The following is a 15,004-nucleotide window of genomic DNA, read 5'->3' as shown; positions in this document are numbered from 1 at the left end:
ATCGTGGAAACGACTGTGAGAAAACAAAAGAAAAATTTAGAAACGAAAAAACCATCAATTTACTCTTTACAACTTCATGAAATGCAAGATTGGTTAAAGGAGCAAGGAGAACCAAAGTTCCGTGCTGGACAAATTTTTGATTGGTTATATAAAAAACGTGTAAAAAATTATGAGGATATGTCAAACCTTTCTAAAGGATTGCGTGAAAAATTGTCGAATTCCTTTGATATTACTACTTTAAATACGTTAGTAAAACAAACGTCTTCGGATGGAACAATTAAATTCTTATTCCAATTATATGATGGATATTCTATTGAAACGGTATTAATGCGACATGAATATGGAAATTCCATTTGTGTAACAACACAAGTAGGTTGTCGTATTGGGTGTACGTTCTGTGCTTCAACGCTTGGCGGTTTAAAGCGAAACTTAGAAGCTGGAGAAATTGTAGCACAAGTAGTAGAAGTGCAACGTGCACTTGATGAATCAGAAGAACGTGTAAGTTCTCTTGTCGTTATGGGAATTGGAGAACCATTTGATAACTACGATAATTTAATGGGATTCTTACGCATCATTAACCATGAAAAAGGACTTCATATTGGTGCGAGACATATGACAGTTTCGACAAGTGGAATCATCCCGAAAATTTATAAGTTCGCTGAAGAAGATTTACAAATTAATTTTGCGATTTCACTGCATGCTCCAAACTCAGAATTACGTTCAAAATTAATGCCGATTAACCGTGCTTATAAGCTACCAGATTTGATGGAAGCTATTAAATACTATGTAAATAGAACAGGGCGTCGTATTACTTTTGAATATGGACTATTTGGAGGCGAAAATGACCAAGTTGAGCACGCTGAAGAGCTTGCTGCGCTCTTGAAAGGTGTAAAATGTCATGTGAACTTAATTCCGGTAAACTACGTACCTGAACGTGATTATGTACGTACGCCACGTGAACAAATTTTCTTATTTGAAAAAACGTTAAAAGATCGTGGAGTAAATGTAACGATTCGCCGTGAACAAGGTCATGATATTGATGCAGCCTGCGGTCAGTTGCGTGCGAAGGAGCGCAAAGAAGAGACGAGGTGACGAGATGAAAGCCGTGTTTCTATCAGATAAAGGAAAAGTTCGTCAACATAATGAAGATAGTGCAGGAGTTTTTCACAATTTAGATGGAAATATTTTAGCGGTAGTAGCAGATGGAATGGGAGGTCATCGAGCTGGTGATGTAGCTAGCTCGATGACCATTCAATTATTCCATGATTATTGGAAGCAAACGCATAATATGAACGAGCCAAAAAAAGTAGAAGAGTGGTTACATACTAGCGTTGGGATTATTAATGAGCGTATATATGAATACTCTAAGCAACATGTAGAATGTAACGGGATGGGAACAACACTTATAATAGCGATTTGTACACCAAATTTTGTGACGATAGGTCATATAGGAGATAGTCGTTGTTATATGGTATCAGAGGGGGAAATCTCGCTTGTAACGGAAGATCACTCACTTGTCAATGAACTTGTGAGACATGGTGAAATTTCAAAAGAAGACGCAGAATATCACCCGAAAAAGAATGTTTTGTTAAGGGCATTAGGAACAGAAGAGAAAGTCGGATTAGATGTGAAAACATTAGTGCTAGAGGAAGATGATCAGTTACTTCTTTGCTCTGATGGACTATCTAACAAAGTTTCTATTGCTGATATGCAACAAGTTTTACAGTTAAATGAACAGCTAGAAACTAAGGGACAACGTCTCATTCAATTGGCGAATGATCGTGGCGGGGAAGATAATATCACCCTTGTTCTCATTGATTATGCGGGTTCGACAAACGAAAGTAGGTGAAGTGCAACGTGCTGATTGGAAAACGCTTAAATGACCGTTATAAGCTACTGAAAATGATTGGTGGCGGTGGAATGGCCAATGTGTATTTAGCTCATGATGATATACTAGGCCGAGATGTAGCGGTGAAAATATTAAGACTCGACTATTCAAATAACGAAGAGTTTATTAAACGTTTCCATCGAGAAGCGCAGTCTGTTACAACGTTGTCGCATCCAAATATTGTGAATATGTATGATGTCGGAGAAGAAGATGGTATATATTATCTTGTAATGGAGTATGTACCAGGACAAACATTGAAGCAATACATAATTGAGAGAGGGATGTTACCGATAGGAGAAGCTCTTGATATTATGGAGCAGTTAACATCCGCCATGGCACATGCCCATCATTTTGAAATTGTGCACCGCGATATTAAACCGCACAATATTTTAATTCGAGCTGATGGAGTAATAAAAGTAACAGATTTTGGAATTGCGACAGCTACAAGTGCAACAACAATTACACATACAAATTCAGTACTCGGTTCGGTGCATTATTTATCACCAGAACAAGCGCGCGGCGGGATAGCAAATAAACAATCAGATATTTATTCCCTAGGGATTGTTATGTTTGAGTTGTTAACAGGAAGACAACCGTTTTCTGGTGAATCTGCTGTTGCTATAGCTTTAAAACATTTACAAAGTGAAATTCCGTCTCCGAGAAGATGGAATGAACATATTCCGCAAAGTGTCGAAAATATTATATTAAAGGCAACTGCGAAAGATCCGTTTCATCGATATCAATCTGCCAATGCGATGAAACGAGATATTGAAACTGCGCTATATCCAGAGAGGATAAATGAGCAGCCATTTTACATACCGGAAGATATGGAAGCGACAAAAGCGATTCCGATTATTCAACAAGAACAATTATTCGAAAATGTTACTGATGAAACAATTGTTTTAACAGGAAGTAAAGTGGATGAACAGACAAGAAAAGAAGAAACGGATTTAAATAAGAAGAAAAAACGAAGTAATAAATGGCTCAAAATCTTAATTACAACATTTTTACTTTTAGCGATCGGAATAACGTTAGCCCTTACTGTTATTCCAGGATTCTTTATTCCAAAAGATGTAAAAGTCCCTGATGTGTCTGGTATGAAATATACGACTGCAGTAAATACATTAGTTGAAAAGGGTTTTGAGGTTACGGAACCTAATATTGTATATACAGATGATGTAGAGGTCGGTGGTGTTCTAAAAACAGACCCCGCGGCCGGAAGAGTCGTGAAAGAGAACTCTAAAATTACTATCTATCAATCGGGTGGGAAAAAGAAAAATAAGATGAGTGATCTCACAGGAAAAGATTTTGAGAGCATAAGGTCTGAATTAGAAGAAAAATATAAACAAGTTACAATAAATTATATTGAAAATGATAGACCAAAAGGTGAAATCGTTGAGCAAATTCCGACGCCGGATCAAATGGTAGTAGAGGCGGAACAAGACTTGAAAATTTGGGTAAGTAAGGGTCCATATCAAATTAGACCAGGTGACTTTTCAGGATGGACTGAAAATAGTGTCAATGGTTATTTGAATGAGAGGAAACTAACTCCAGATATAAAACGAGAGTATTCTGATACTGTTGATAAAGGACTTGTAATTTCGCAATCTCCAAAACCAGGAACGCCGTTAAAAGAAGGAGATAAAGTGACGATTGTCATCTCAGAAGGTCCTAAGCCGAAAGTAACGAAAACAGTGAAAGTAGATAATATTTCTATTCCGTATGAGTCTTCTATAATAGGTGAGAAAAAACCGCAAACGATAGAAATTTATAAAGAAGATATGCAACAAAAAATGGATAGACCAATTGAAACTAGAACAATTTCAGAGTCGGCAACTATTTCATTAGAATTTGTAATTCAAGAAGGTACAAAAGGACATTATAAAATTGTACGAGATGGTGTAACGATTATTGACAAAGAAGTACCATATCCAACTCAATAATAATGAATTCCATTTTCTTTTTAGAGAGAATGGAATGTATTACTTCTGCCTGTTATGCTGTCTACATATAGTGGACTGTATAACAGGCAAAAATATATGATTCAAAAAGATATAAAAGTGATACTGTTATAAATAATATTTTAAATTTGATGGTAGATTAAATATATTAATGTGTATATATGACGGGTTTTGAAATCTTTATTTAAAGAATGATAATCCATTCAATATGAATTACAGCTTCACTTTATACAGAATAAAGGAGAATTATATGCCAGAAGGAAAAATTGTAAAAGCTCTAAGTGGATTTTATTATGTGCAGCATGAAGAAGGGATTACACAATGTCGCGGGCGTGGTGTATTTAGAAAAAATAAAATTACACCACTGGTAGGAGACCAAGTTGTTTTTCAGGCTGATAATCCAAGTGAAGGATACGTGCTTGAAGTATTTGATCGAAAAAATGAACTTGTCAGGCCTCCTATTGCTAATGTTGATCAAGCAATTCTTGTTTTTTCAGCAGTAGAACCAGATTTTAATCCGGGACTGTTAGATCGATTTTTAGTGCTGATTGAATATCATAACATTAAGCCGATTATTTGCATTAGTAAGATGGATTTAGTGGATGAAAAAATGAGAGAGACTGTTGAATCTTATGCAAATGACTATCGTGAGATGGGATATGATGTATTATTTACTTCTATAAATACATCGGAAAGTATTGATATTTTAAAACCGTTCTTAGAAGGTTGTGTTTCCGTTGTTGCGGGACAATCTGGTGTTGGAAAATCTTCTATGCTTAACGTCTTACGTCCAGAATTAGAACTGAAAACGAATGATATTTCCTCACATTTAGGACGCGGGAAACATACGACAAGACACGTAGAATTAATTGCGATTGGAAGCGGACTAGTTGCAGATACACCTGGTTTTAGTTCACTCGATTTCATAGATATAGAGGTAGAAGATCTTACATATTGTTTTCCAGAGTTGAAAGAAGCGAGCCAATACTGTAAATTTAGAGGGTGTACACATCTTTCTGAACCGAAATGCGCTGTGAAGGCTGCGGTTGAAGAGGGGAAGATTACAGAATATCGTTATAAGAATTACAAACAATTTGTAGAAGAAATTAGAGAGAGAAAGCCGAGGTATTAGTTATGATTAAAATTGCACCATCGATCTTATCAGCAGATTTTTCAAAATTAGGGGAAGAGATTAAAGATGTAGAAAAAGGCGGAGCGGATTACATTCACGTCGATGTAATGGATGGACATTTCGTACCAAATATTACGATTGGACCATTAATTGTAGAAGCAATTCGTCCGATCACATCGTTACCGTTAGATGTACATTTAATGATTGAAAATCCTGATAACTATATCCCGACTTTCGCAAAAGCGGGAGCGGATATTATTACTGTTCATGTAGAGGCGTGCCCTCATTTACATCGTACAATTCAGTTAATTAAATCTCATGGCATTAAAGCAGGAGTTGTATTAAATCCGCATACGCCAGTTTCAGTGATTGAGCATGTATTAGAAGATATTGATATGGTATTACTTATGACAGTAAACCCTGGATTTGGTGGGCAGAAATTTATCCATTCTGTATTACCGAAAATTAAACAAGTTGCAGAAATGGTTAAAGAGCGCAATCTAGAAGTAGAAATTGAAGTTGATGGTGGTGTAAACGCTGAAACAGCAAGACTTTGTGTAGAAGCAGGAGCAAATGTACTTGTAGCTGGGTCAGCAGTATACAATCAAAAAGACCGCGGTGAAGCAATTCGTGTCATTCGTGGATAATGAATGAACGAGTCTTTATCCCAGTGAATCTTCTAGTGTAGTAAGTTTTCACTATTTATAAAGGATAGAGAAAAAATATGTAAAAAGGCAATCTACCGAATGGCAGATTGCCTTTTTACAATAGAAGGGGAAGGAAACATGATTATTCATATTTTAGCGGGAGGACCTGCGGAATATTGTGCAGATTTTTCTCCATATGAAAATGAGAAAGTAGTGTGGGCGGCAGTTGATAGAGGAGTATATCGTTTATTAAAAAGAGGTATTATTCCTGCTGTTGCGTTTGGAGATTATGACTCGGTTACTGAAGAAGAATTAGCATGGATGGGGCAACAAACAAATGATTTACATATTGTTCCTCGTGAAAAAGATCAAACGGATTTAGAAATTGCGATTAACTGGGCGTTAGAACAAAAGCCGGCACTCATTCGTATTTTTGGTGCTACTGGCGGAAGACTTGATCACGGTTTAGCGAATATACAAATGCTTTTAAAAGGATTAGAAGTAGGAATAGAGATGTGTATTGTAGACAATCAAAATGAAATAAGTGTAAAAAGAGTGGGTACACATATAATTGAAGAAAATAAAAATTTCCCTTATGTATCTTTTGTGCCTGTTACTGAAATAGTGGAAGGGATTACATTACTTGGTTTTAAATATCCTCTAACGAATAAAAAAATAGAGTGGGGATCAACACTTTGTATTAGTAATGAACTCGTTGAGGAAAAAGGTACTTTTTCATTTACTTCTGGCATATTAATGGTGATAAGAAGCACTGATTAAAGAAACAATTTTGCTCCTTACATCATATAGTGACCAAGTGGAGTAATGGGGATTAGGAGGGAAACCATGAGATTTTATACAATTAAGTTACCTAAATTTCTTGGTGGAATTGTTCGTGCCATGTTAAATACCTTCAAAAAAGATTAAAAAAAGCACCTATTACCGGTGCTTTTTCCATTGGTATAGTAAAAAAAGAGCCTAGAGGCTCTTTTTTTTATTATTAAACACGTTCGATTTTGCCAGATTTTAATGCTCTAGCAGAAACGTAAACACGTTGAACTTTTCCGTCGATGCGTACGCGAACTTTTTGAAGGTTAGCGCCCCACTTACGTTTTGTAGCGTTCATTGCGTGAGAACGAGAGTTACCAGAACGAGCTTTTCTTCCAGTAATAGCACAAACACGAGCCATTTATATTTCCCTCCCTTGATACCTTACCATACGTAATTTTTCAATGTTAGTCTTTTATGCGATGCTAAAAACACTACTATAATTTAACACAACTAAAAAGAGAATGCAACACTGTAGAAAAAAGAAATCAAGAAAAATTACTTGACACTATATGTCAATGAAGAAAAGTTGAAATCAAGAAAAATTGCTTGACATATTATAGTGATACATGTTGTATAATAACAATGGACTATTTTGCTCATCATAAAAAAGTGTAGTTTTCAACATAAAATATGAGAGTGAAAAAGAAAGAACGATGGAATTTTCTTTAAAAAGATTATATGATAGTAACTAAAGTAGTCTAACTCACTTTCACCATTTATGAAGGGGGAAAACGAGATGTCAATTGAAATTAAAACGAAGTACGGTCAAATTGATATTAGTACAGATGTAATTGCAACAATTGCTGGAGGTGCCGCGGTAGATTGCTACGGTATCGTAGGTATGGCATCAAAAAATCAGTTAAAAGATGGATTAACAGACATTTTACGAAAAGAAAATTTCACTAGAGGTGTTATTGTTCGTAAAGATGAAGATGAAGTACATATTGATATGTATATTATTGTGAGCTATGGTACGAAAATTTCAGAAGTAGCACATAACGTGCAGACGAAAGTGAAATATACATTAGATCAAACTGTAGGACTAGCAGTAGATTCTGTAAACATCTACGTACAAGGAGTTAAAGTAATAAACTTGTAATGTGCATTAAGGAGGAAAATCTGTGTCAATTCAAAAAATTGATGGAAAACGTTTATCACAAATGATCATTCAAGGAGCGAATAATTTAACAAATAATGTTCAGCTTGTTGATGCATTAAACGTATTTCCAGTTCCAGATGGCGATACCGGTACAAACATGAACTTATCTATGACTTCAGGCGCACGTGAAGTGAAAGCAAATCCTTCACAACATGCTGGTAAAGTCGGCGTAAGTTTAGCCAAAGGATTATTAATGGGAGCTCGTGGTAACTCTGGAGTTATTTTATCTCAGTTGTTCCGTGGTTTCTCGAAATCCATTGAACAAAAAGAAGAATTAACAACAGTTGATTTTGCTGCAGCTTTAGAAGCTGGAGTAGAGGCGGCTTACAAAGCGGTTATGAAACCGATTGAAGGAACGATTTTAACGGTTGCAAGAGAAACGGGTAAATATGCAGTAACAGTTGCGAAAAAACAGCGCGACTTTGTTTTGTTTATGGAAGACGTTGTGAAAGAAGCAAATGCATCGTTAAATCGTACGCCAGATTTATTACCTGTATTAAAACAAGTTGGCGTTGTAGATAGCGGTGGTAAAGGTCTTGTAGTAGTTTACGAAGGGTTTTTAGCTGACTTAAAAGGAGAAACGATTTCTTCTGATGCACCTGCCCAACCATCTATGAATGAAATGGTACGCGCAGAACATCACCGTAGTGTACAAAGCCAATTGAGTACAGAAGATATTAAGTATGGATATTGTACGGAGTTCATGGTGAAATTAGAAGCTGATAAAGTGAAAGAACATAATTTCTCTGAACAAAAATTCCGTGAAGATATTAGTGTGTATGGTGATTCACTACTAGTTGTATCTGATGATGAAATTGTAAAAGTTCATATTCATGCAGAGCATCCTGGAGACGCTATGAACTACGGACAACGTTACGGTAGTTTAATCAAGATTAAAGTAGAGAATATGCGTGAACAGCATACTGCTTTATTAGATGAGCCTGCTATGATGCCTGAGCCAACTAGCCAGCCTAAAGAGAAACAACCATATGGTATCGTAACTGTAGCTATGGGATCTGGTATTAAAACTTTATTTGAAAGCATTGGCGCGACGAAAGTTATCGAAGGTGGCCAAACGATGAATCCAAGTACTGAGGATATCGTGAAGGCGATTGAAGAAGCAAACGCTGAAAAAATCATTATTTTACCGAACAACGGGAATATCGTAATGGCAGCAGAACAAGCAGCGTCAGTTGTGGATCAAGAAGTGATTGTAGTTCGTTCAAAAACAGTTCCTCAAGGTATGGCTGCAATGTTAGCATTTAATCCAGTTGGAACGCTAGAGGAAAATGAAGAAAACATGAAAGAAGCTTTATCTCATGTGAAAACAGGTCAAATTACGTATGCTGTACGTGATACGGAAATTGATGGTGTGGCAATTCAAAAAGATGATTTCATGTGTATCGCAGATGGAAAAATCGTATCAACAAATGCTGAAAAAGTAGGAGCTGCGAAGCAATTACTGGAAGCACTAATTGATGAAGATTCTGAAATCGTAACGATTCTACAAGGTGAAGATGCAACTGATGAAGAAGTAGCTGAATTAGTTGAGTTTGTAGAAGAGAATTTTGAAGATGCAGAAGTAGAAGTACATGCTGGAAACCAACCGGTGTATTCTTTCATCTTCTCTGTAGAATAAGAAAAAAATTCGTTTTGAAAATAAATGGATTACTTACTTGCTAATGGATAATAAGTAGTAATATGAAGTTTATTACTAGTTTTTATTCAAAAGGCTAGCATATTGAAGATAAAAAAGAGCCTTGCTGCTAATAGTGAGGCTCTTTTCTTTCGTGTTGTTTATGAGGGATTTGAGTAGTTTCTCTTAGAATGCCTATGATAGAATATATATGGTGAAAGAGAGCGATTACAGATGTCAATCATGTTAATGGATAATGAATCAAAAAATAATGTGACGGAGCGTGAGAATCTTGAATGAAGTTGTACAAGTTCCTGTTACGGATGTAAAGGGAATCGGAGGAGAAACATCTGAATTACTACACGAGATGGGAATTTATACAGTTTCTCATCTATTAGAACATTTTCCGTACCGTTATGAAGACTATGCGATGAAAGATCTTGCAGAAGTAAAGCATGATGAACGTGTAACAGTTGAGGGAAAAGTTCATAGTGCTCCTTTACTGCAATATTACGGGAAGAAGAAGTCGCGTCTTACGGTTCGTGTCCTCGTAGGTCGTTATTTAATTACAGCTGTATGTTTTAATAGGCCGTACTATAAGCAGAAGTTAAATTTAGATGAAACGGTAACGATTACTGGAAAATGGGACCAGCATCGTCAAACGATTGCGGTATCAGAACTTCATTTTGGACCGGTTGTACGTCAACAAGAAGTGGAGCCTGTGTACTCAGTGAAAGGGAAACTTACAGTAAAACAGATGCGCCGTTTTATTGCACAAGCGTTAAAGGAGTATGGAGACTCTATAGTTGAAGTGTTACCAGATGGATTGCTAAGTCGGTATAAATTACTGCCACGTTATGAAGCGCTTCGGGCTTTGCATTTTCCATCGGGGCAGGAAGACTTGAAGCAAGCGCGTCGCCGGTTTGTATATGAAGAGTTTTTCTTATTTCAGTTGAAAATGCAAACGTTACGAAAAATGGAGAGGGAAAATTCGAAAGGGACGAAAAAAGAAATTCCTTCAGAAGAATTGCAAGAGTTTATCGATGCACTTCCGTTTCCATTAACTGGTGCGCAAAGCCGAGTTGTAGATGAAATTATGAAAGATATGACATCTCCTTATCGAATGAATCGTCTGTTGCAAGGTGATGTAGGTTCTGGTAAAACGGTGGTCGCTGCAATTGGTCTTTATGCAGCGAAATTAGCGCATTATCAAGGTGCTTTAATGGTTCCAACAGAAATTTTAGCAGAACAACATTATCAATCGCTCGCAGAGACGTTCTCGCACTTTGGTATGAAGGTTGAATTGTTAACAAGTTCAGTTAAAGGTGTGAGACGCCGAGAGATTTTGGCAAAATTAGAACAAGGAGAAATAGATATCCTTGTTGGAACACATGCTTTAATTCAAGATGAAGTTATCTTTCATAGGTTAGGTCTCGTGATTACTGATGAACAACATCGATTTGGCGTAGCGCAGCGACGAGTTTTACGTGAGAAAGGTGAAAGTCCAGACGTATTATTTATGACAGCGACCCCGATTCCACGTACGTTAGCAATTACTGCATTTGGAGAGATGGATGTTTCTATAATCGATGAGATGCCAGCTGGTAGAAAGGTAATTGAAACATACTGGGCAAAACATGACATGTTAGATCGTGTTCTCGGTTTTGTAGAGAAAGAGATAAAAAAAGGAAGACAAGCATATGTTATTTGTCCTCTAATTGAAGAATCTGAGAAACTTGATGTACAAAATGCAATCGACTTACATAGTATGCTGACTCATCATTATCAGGGGAAATGCCAAGTCGGATTAATGCATGGAAGATTATCATCTCAAGAAAAAGAAGAGATAATGGGGCAATTTAGTGAAAATAAAGTGCAAATTCTTGTGTCGACAACAGTTGTTGAGGTGGGTGTGAACGTACCGAATGCGACTGTAATGGTTATTTATGATGCAGAGCGTTTCGGTTTATCACAGCTTCATCAGCTAAGAGGACGTGTTGGGCGTGGTAGTGAACAATCGTATTGTTTATTAATAGCAGACCCTAAATCAGAAACAGGAAAAGAAAGAATGCGCATAATGACTGAAACAAATGATGGATTTGTATTGTCAGAAAAGGATTTAGAATTACGAGGTCCTGGAGATTTCTTTGGGAGTAAGCAAAGTGGTTTACCAGAATTCAAGGTTGCTGATATGGTACATGATTATCGGGCGCTAGAAACAGCTAGACAAGATGCGGCGTTACTAGTAGATTCAGAAGCGTTTTGGCATAATGATCAATATGCGTCGTTGCGTACGTATCTTGACGGGACAGGTGTGTTCCAGGGAGAGAAGCTCGATTAAAGGGAGGCAACAAAAGTTTTTGTTGCATTCTACTTTTAATGATTATATACTACTGTTAGTACCTAGTCATAAAAATGGATGGTGCGGTATGAAAAAAAGAAGAAGTAAAAAAGAAAGACAAGAATTATTACAACAAACGATAGAAACGAATCCTTTTATTACGGATGAAGATTTAGCAGAAAAATTTCAAGTGAGTATACAAACCGTACGTCTTGATCGTATGGAATTATCTATTCCTGAATTAAGAGAAAGAATTAAACATGTAGCTACAAAGCAACATGAAGAAGATGTGAAATCTTTACCGTTAGAAGAGGTTGTCGGAGAAATTATTGATATAGAATTAGATAGACATGCGATTTCTATTTTTGAAGTGAAGGTAGAACACGTATTTAAAAGAAATCAAATTGCCCGTGGGCATCATTTGTTTGCACAAGCAAACTCACTAGCTGTTGCAGTTATTGATGAAGAATTAGCTTTAACTGCAAAGTCTACCATTCGATACATTCGTCCTGTAAAATTAGGAGAGCGTGTTGTTGCAAAAGCGCGCGTGGAAGATGTAGAGAATGATAAAGGGCGGACGGTTGTCAAAGTGCGTAGCTTTGTTGGAGAAGAACTTGTTTTTACAGGCACTTTTGAAATGTATCGATCTAGTAATTATAGTGAGGAAGGTAACAACTTATGAAAATCGCAATAGATGCAATGGGCGGCGATCGTGCTCCAAAGGCTGTCGTACTAGGAGCAATGAAAGCTATTAAGGAATATTCTGATTTACATATTACGTTAGTGGGGAAAGAAGAGGAAATTCGTCAATACTTAACGAGTGAAGAACGAATTACTATACTTCATACAGACGAAAAAATTGAATCGACAGATGAACCAGTAAGAGCGGTTCGTCGAAAAAAACAAGCTTCAATGGTACTTGCGGCGCAGCAAGTGAAAGACGGTGTAGCGGATGCTTGTATATCAGCTGGTAGTACAGGAGCTTTAATGGCGGCTGGATTGTTTGTTGTAGGTCGTATGGAAGGAATTGAGCGACCAGCTTTATCCCCTACAATGCCAACTGTTGATGGAGAAGGTTTTGTTATGTTAGATGTTGGAGCGAACGTTGATGCAAAACCGATTCATTTATATCAATATGCAGTAATGGGATCTGTATATGCTGAGAAAGTAAGAGGAATTAAAAATCCTCGCGTTGGACTTTTAAACGTTGGAACAGAAGATGGTAAAGGTAACGAGCTTTCAAAACAAGTCTTTGCAATGCTTAAAGATGCCCCAATTAATTTCGTTGGGAACGTTGAATCAAGAGATTTATTGCAAGGTGTAGCAGATGTTGTTGTATGTGATGGTTTTACAGGGAATGTAGCACTGAAATCATTAGAAGGAACAGCACTTGCATTATTCTCTATGTTAAAAGAGCAGTTAATGAGTTCGTTTACGAGCAAATTAGCAGCAGCGGTATTAAAGCCAAAACTTATGGTATTAAAAGATAAAATGGATTATTCGGAGTATGGAGGAGCGGCATTATTTGGATTGAAGGCTCCTGTCATTAAGGCTCACGGTTCTTCCAATGACCAATCGATATTTAGTGCGATTCGTCAAACGAGAGAAATGGTAGCGAAAGAAGTTATTCCTACTATTTCAAGCGTAATGGAGAAAGAGCCACTCCAATAAGAGGAGGATTTGAAATGGGAAAACTAGCATTTCTTTTTCCGGGCCAAGGTTCACAGGCAGTTGGAATGGGTAAACAGTTAGCAGAGAATAATAAAGAGGTTGCAAATGTATTTGCAAAAGCAGATGAGGTGTTGCAAGACTCACTTTCAGAAGTGATTTTTGAAGGGCCGCAGGAAAAGCTTACGTTAACAACAAATGCGCAACCTGCTTTATTAACGACGAGTTTTGCTATTTTGACAGCTTTAAAAGAGTATGATATTACACCAGACTTTGTCGCAGGGCATAGTTTAGGTGAGTATAGCGCTCTTGTAGCAGCGGGTGCATTAACTTTTGAGGATGCAGTATATGCTGTAAGGAAACGTGGGGAATATATGGAAGAAGCTGTTCCTGGCGGAGAAGGTGCAATGGCGGCTATTTTAGGTGCTGATCCACATATGCTGAAACAAGTTACAGAAGAAGTAACAAGTGAAGGATATGCAGTACAAATTGCTAATATGAATAGTACGAAGCAAATTGTGATTTCTGGAACAAAGCAAGGAGTCGAGATTGCTTCTCAAAGAGCGAAAGAAAATGGTGCAAAGAGAGCAATTCCGCTTAAAGTAAGTGGACCGTTTCACTCTGCGCTTATGAAGCCAGCGGCGGAGAAATTCCAAAGTGTCTTAAATGAAATTACAATTCAAGATACGAATATTCCGGTAATCGCAAATGTAACAGCAGACGTTATTACAAGTGGTGCACATATTCAAGAAAAGTTAATCGAGCAGCTCTATTCGCCTGTCTTATGGTATCCATCCATTGAATATATGGTGAGTCAAGGGGTAGATACATTTATTGAGATTGGACCTGGGAAAGTACTTGCTGGACTTATGAAGTCAATTGATTCATCAGTGAAAGCATACGCGATATACGATGAAGAGACATTACAAGATACCATTTCGAATTTGAGAGGAGAAAGTTGATGTTAAAAGGGAAAGTAGCATTAGTAACGGGTGCTTCACGTGGAATTGGTCGTGCAATTGCGATTGATTTAGCAAAACAAGGGGCAAATGTTGTAGTAAATTATGCTGGTAACGAGCAAAAGGCAAATGAAGTAGTTGATGAAATAAAGAAATTAGGTTCGGATGCAATTGCAGTAAGAGCAGATGTTGCAAATGCTGAAGACGTTACAAATATGGTGAAACAAACTGTAGATGTATTTGGACAAGTTGATATTCTTGTAAATAATGCAGGTGTAACAAAAGATAATTTATTAATGCGTATGAAAGAAGAAGAATGGGATACAGTTATTAATACAAACCTAAAAGGTGTATTCTTATGTACAAAGGCAGTATCTCGATATATGATGCGTCAACGTCATGGACGTATTGTAAATATCGCTTCTGTTGTCGGAGTAACGGGAAACCCAGGACAAGCAAACTATGTTGCTGCTAAAGCGGGTGTAATCGGATTAACAAAAACATCAGCAAAAGAGCTAGCAAGCCGCAATATTACTGTAAATGCAATTGCTCCTGGATTTATTGCGACAGATATGACAGACGTATTAGATGAAAATATAAAAGCTGAAATGTTAAAATTAATTCCTGCGGCTCAGTTTGGTGAAGCGCAAGATATCGCAAATGCTGTAACGTTTTTTGCTTCTGATCAAAGCAAATATATTACAGGTCAAACGTTAAATGTTGATGGCGGTATGGTAATGTAATAAAAGAATCGATTTCAGCTAGTTTTTTTGGACAATATT

General features: G+C 37.0%; 15 protein-coding genes. 14 read left to right on the top strand and 1 reads right to left on the bottom strand.

Features of this window, described 5'->3' with window-relative positions:
• Positions 1–3 precede the first annotated feature (3 nt).
• From rlmN to spoVM, 7 genes are all read left to right on the top strand, one after another.
• A complete protein-coding gene (gene rlmN, locus PDQ68_RS06200) occupies positions 4–1,092 on the top strand; it encodes a dual-specificity RNA methyltransferase RlmN (protein ID WP_000450543.1) in 1,089 nt (362 codons plus the stop codon).
• A 4-nt stretch (positions 1,093–1,096) separates the two neighbouring features.
• Positions 1,097–1,849 carry a Stp1/IreP family PP2C-type Ser/Thr phosphatase gene (locus PDQ68_RS06195; RefSeq protein ID WP_000648696.1) on the top strand — a complete coding sequence of 251 codons (753 nt, stop codon included), beginning with the start codon at positions 1,097–1,099 and terminating at the stop codon, positions 1,847–1,849.
• A gap of 8 nt (positions 1,850–1,857) precedes the next feature.
• Positions 1,858–3,831, top strand: a complete 1,974-nt coding sequence (gene prkC / locus PDQ68_RS06190; RefSeq protein WP_016718309.1) for a serine/threonine protein kinase PrkC — start codon at positions 1,858–1,860, stop codon at positions 3,829–3,831.
• Positions 3,832–4,099: 268 nt separating this feature from the next.
• Entirely contained in the window at positions 4,100–4,981 is an 882-nt protein-coding gene (gene rsgA, locus PDQ68_RS06185) for a ribosome small subunit-dependent GTPase A (RefSeq protein WP_001113936.1), read from the top strand.
• 2 nt (positions 4,982–4,983) lie between these two features.
• Complete coding sequence (rpe, locus tag PDQ68_RS06180) at positions 4,984–5,628, top strand: ribulose-phosphate 3-epimerase (protein WP_000589966.1); 645 nt, start codon at positions 4,984–4,986, stop codon at positions 5,626–5,628.
• 99 nt (positions 5,629–5,727) lie between these two features.
• Positions 5,728–6,408, top strand: a complete 681-nt coding sequence (locus tag PDQ68_RS06175; RefSeq protein ID WP_029141182.1) for a thiamine diphosphokinase — start codon at positions 5,728–5,730, stop codon at positions 6,406–6,408.
• Positions 6,409–6,474: 66 nt separating this feature from the next.
• The gene (gene spoVM / locus PDQ68_RS06170; protein ID WP_001213599.1) at positions 6,475–6,555 is read left to right on the top strand and encodes a stage V sporulation protein SpoVM; all 81 of its coding nucleotides are present in this window, start codon (positions 6,475–6,477) and stop codon (positions 6,553–6,555) included.
• A gap of 73 nt (positions 6,556–6,628) precedes the next feature.
• Here spoVM and rpmB read toward each other — a convergent pair whose 3' ends face one another.
• On the bottom strand, positions 6,629–6,817 hold the full coding sequence (rpmB, locus tag PDQ68_RS06165) for a 50S ribosomal protein L28 (RefSeq protein ID WP_000124776.1): 189 nt from the start codon (positions 6,815–6,817) through the stop codon (positions 6,629–6,631).
• 378 nt (positions 6,818–7,195) lie between these two features.
• Between rpmB and PDQ68_RS06160 the strand changes: the two genes are divergently transcribed.
• From PDQ68_RS06160 to fabG, 7 genes are all read left to right on the top strand, one after another.
• The gene (locus tag PDQ68_RS06160; protein WP_000021109.1) at positions 7,196–7,558 is read left to right on the top strand and encodes an Asp23/Gls24 family envelope stress response protein; all 363 of its coding nucleotides are present in this window, start codon (positions 7,196–7,198) and stop codon (positions 7,556–7,558) included.
• 22 nt (positions 7,559–7,580) lie between these two features.
• The gene (locus tag PDQ68_RS06155) at positions 7,581–9,257 is read left to right on the top strand and encodes a DAK2 domain-containing protein (RefSeq protein ID WP_000027110.1); all 1,677 of its coding nucleotides are present in this window, start codon (positions 7,581–7,583) and stop codon (positions 9,255–9,257) included.
• 289 nt (positions 9,258–9,546) lie between these two features.
• Entirely contained in the window at positions 9,547–11,595 is a 2,049-nt protein-coding gene (recG, locus tag PDQ68_RS06150; RefSeq protein ID WP_061183962.1) for an ATP-dependent DNA helicase RecG, read from the top strand.
• An 88-nt stretch (positions 11,596–11,683) separates the two neighbouring features.
• Positions 11,684–12,277, top strand: coding sequence for a transcription factor FapR (gene fapR / locus PDQ68_RS06145; protein WP_000747352.1), 594 nt, complete (start codon positions 11,684–11,686; stop codon positions 12,275–12,277).
• Positions 12,274–13,266, top strand: a complete 993-nt coding sequence (gene plsX / locus PDQ68_RS06140) for a phosphate acyltransferase PlsX (RefSeq protein ID WP_061183963.1) — start codon at positions 12,274–12,276, stop codon at positions 13,264–13,266. Before fapR ends, plsX begins: the two co-directional genes overlap by 4 nt.
• Positions 13,267–13,280: 14 nt before the next feature.
• Positions 13,281–14,225: an ACP S-malonyltransferase gene (gene fabD / locus PDQ68_RS06135; RefSeq protein ID WP_061183964.1), complete on the top strand. Its 945-nt coding sequence runs from the start codon at positions 13,281–13,283 to the stop codon at positions 14,223–14,225.
• Positions 14,225–14,965, top strand: coding sequence for a 3-oxoacyl-[acyl-carrier-protein] reductase (gene fabG, locus PDQ68_RS06130; protein ID WP_000911784.1), 741 nt, complete (start codon positions 14,225–14,227; stop codon positions 14,963–14,965). The genes fabD and fabG overlap by 1 nt, the downstream gene beginning before the upstream one ends.
• Positions 14,966–15,004: the final 39 nt, after the last annotated feature.

This window comes from Bacillus cereus group sp. Bc010 (genome assembly GCF_027716745.1).
Lineage (GTDB): Bacteria > Bacillota > Bacilli > Bacillales > Bacillaceae_G > Bacillus_A > Bacillus_A pacificus.
The sequence above is the reverse complement of the archived record's forward strand: the minus strand, read 5'-3'. Positions and strand labels throughout refer to the sequence as shown.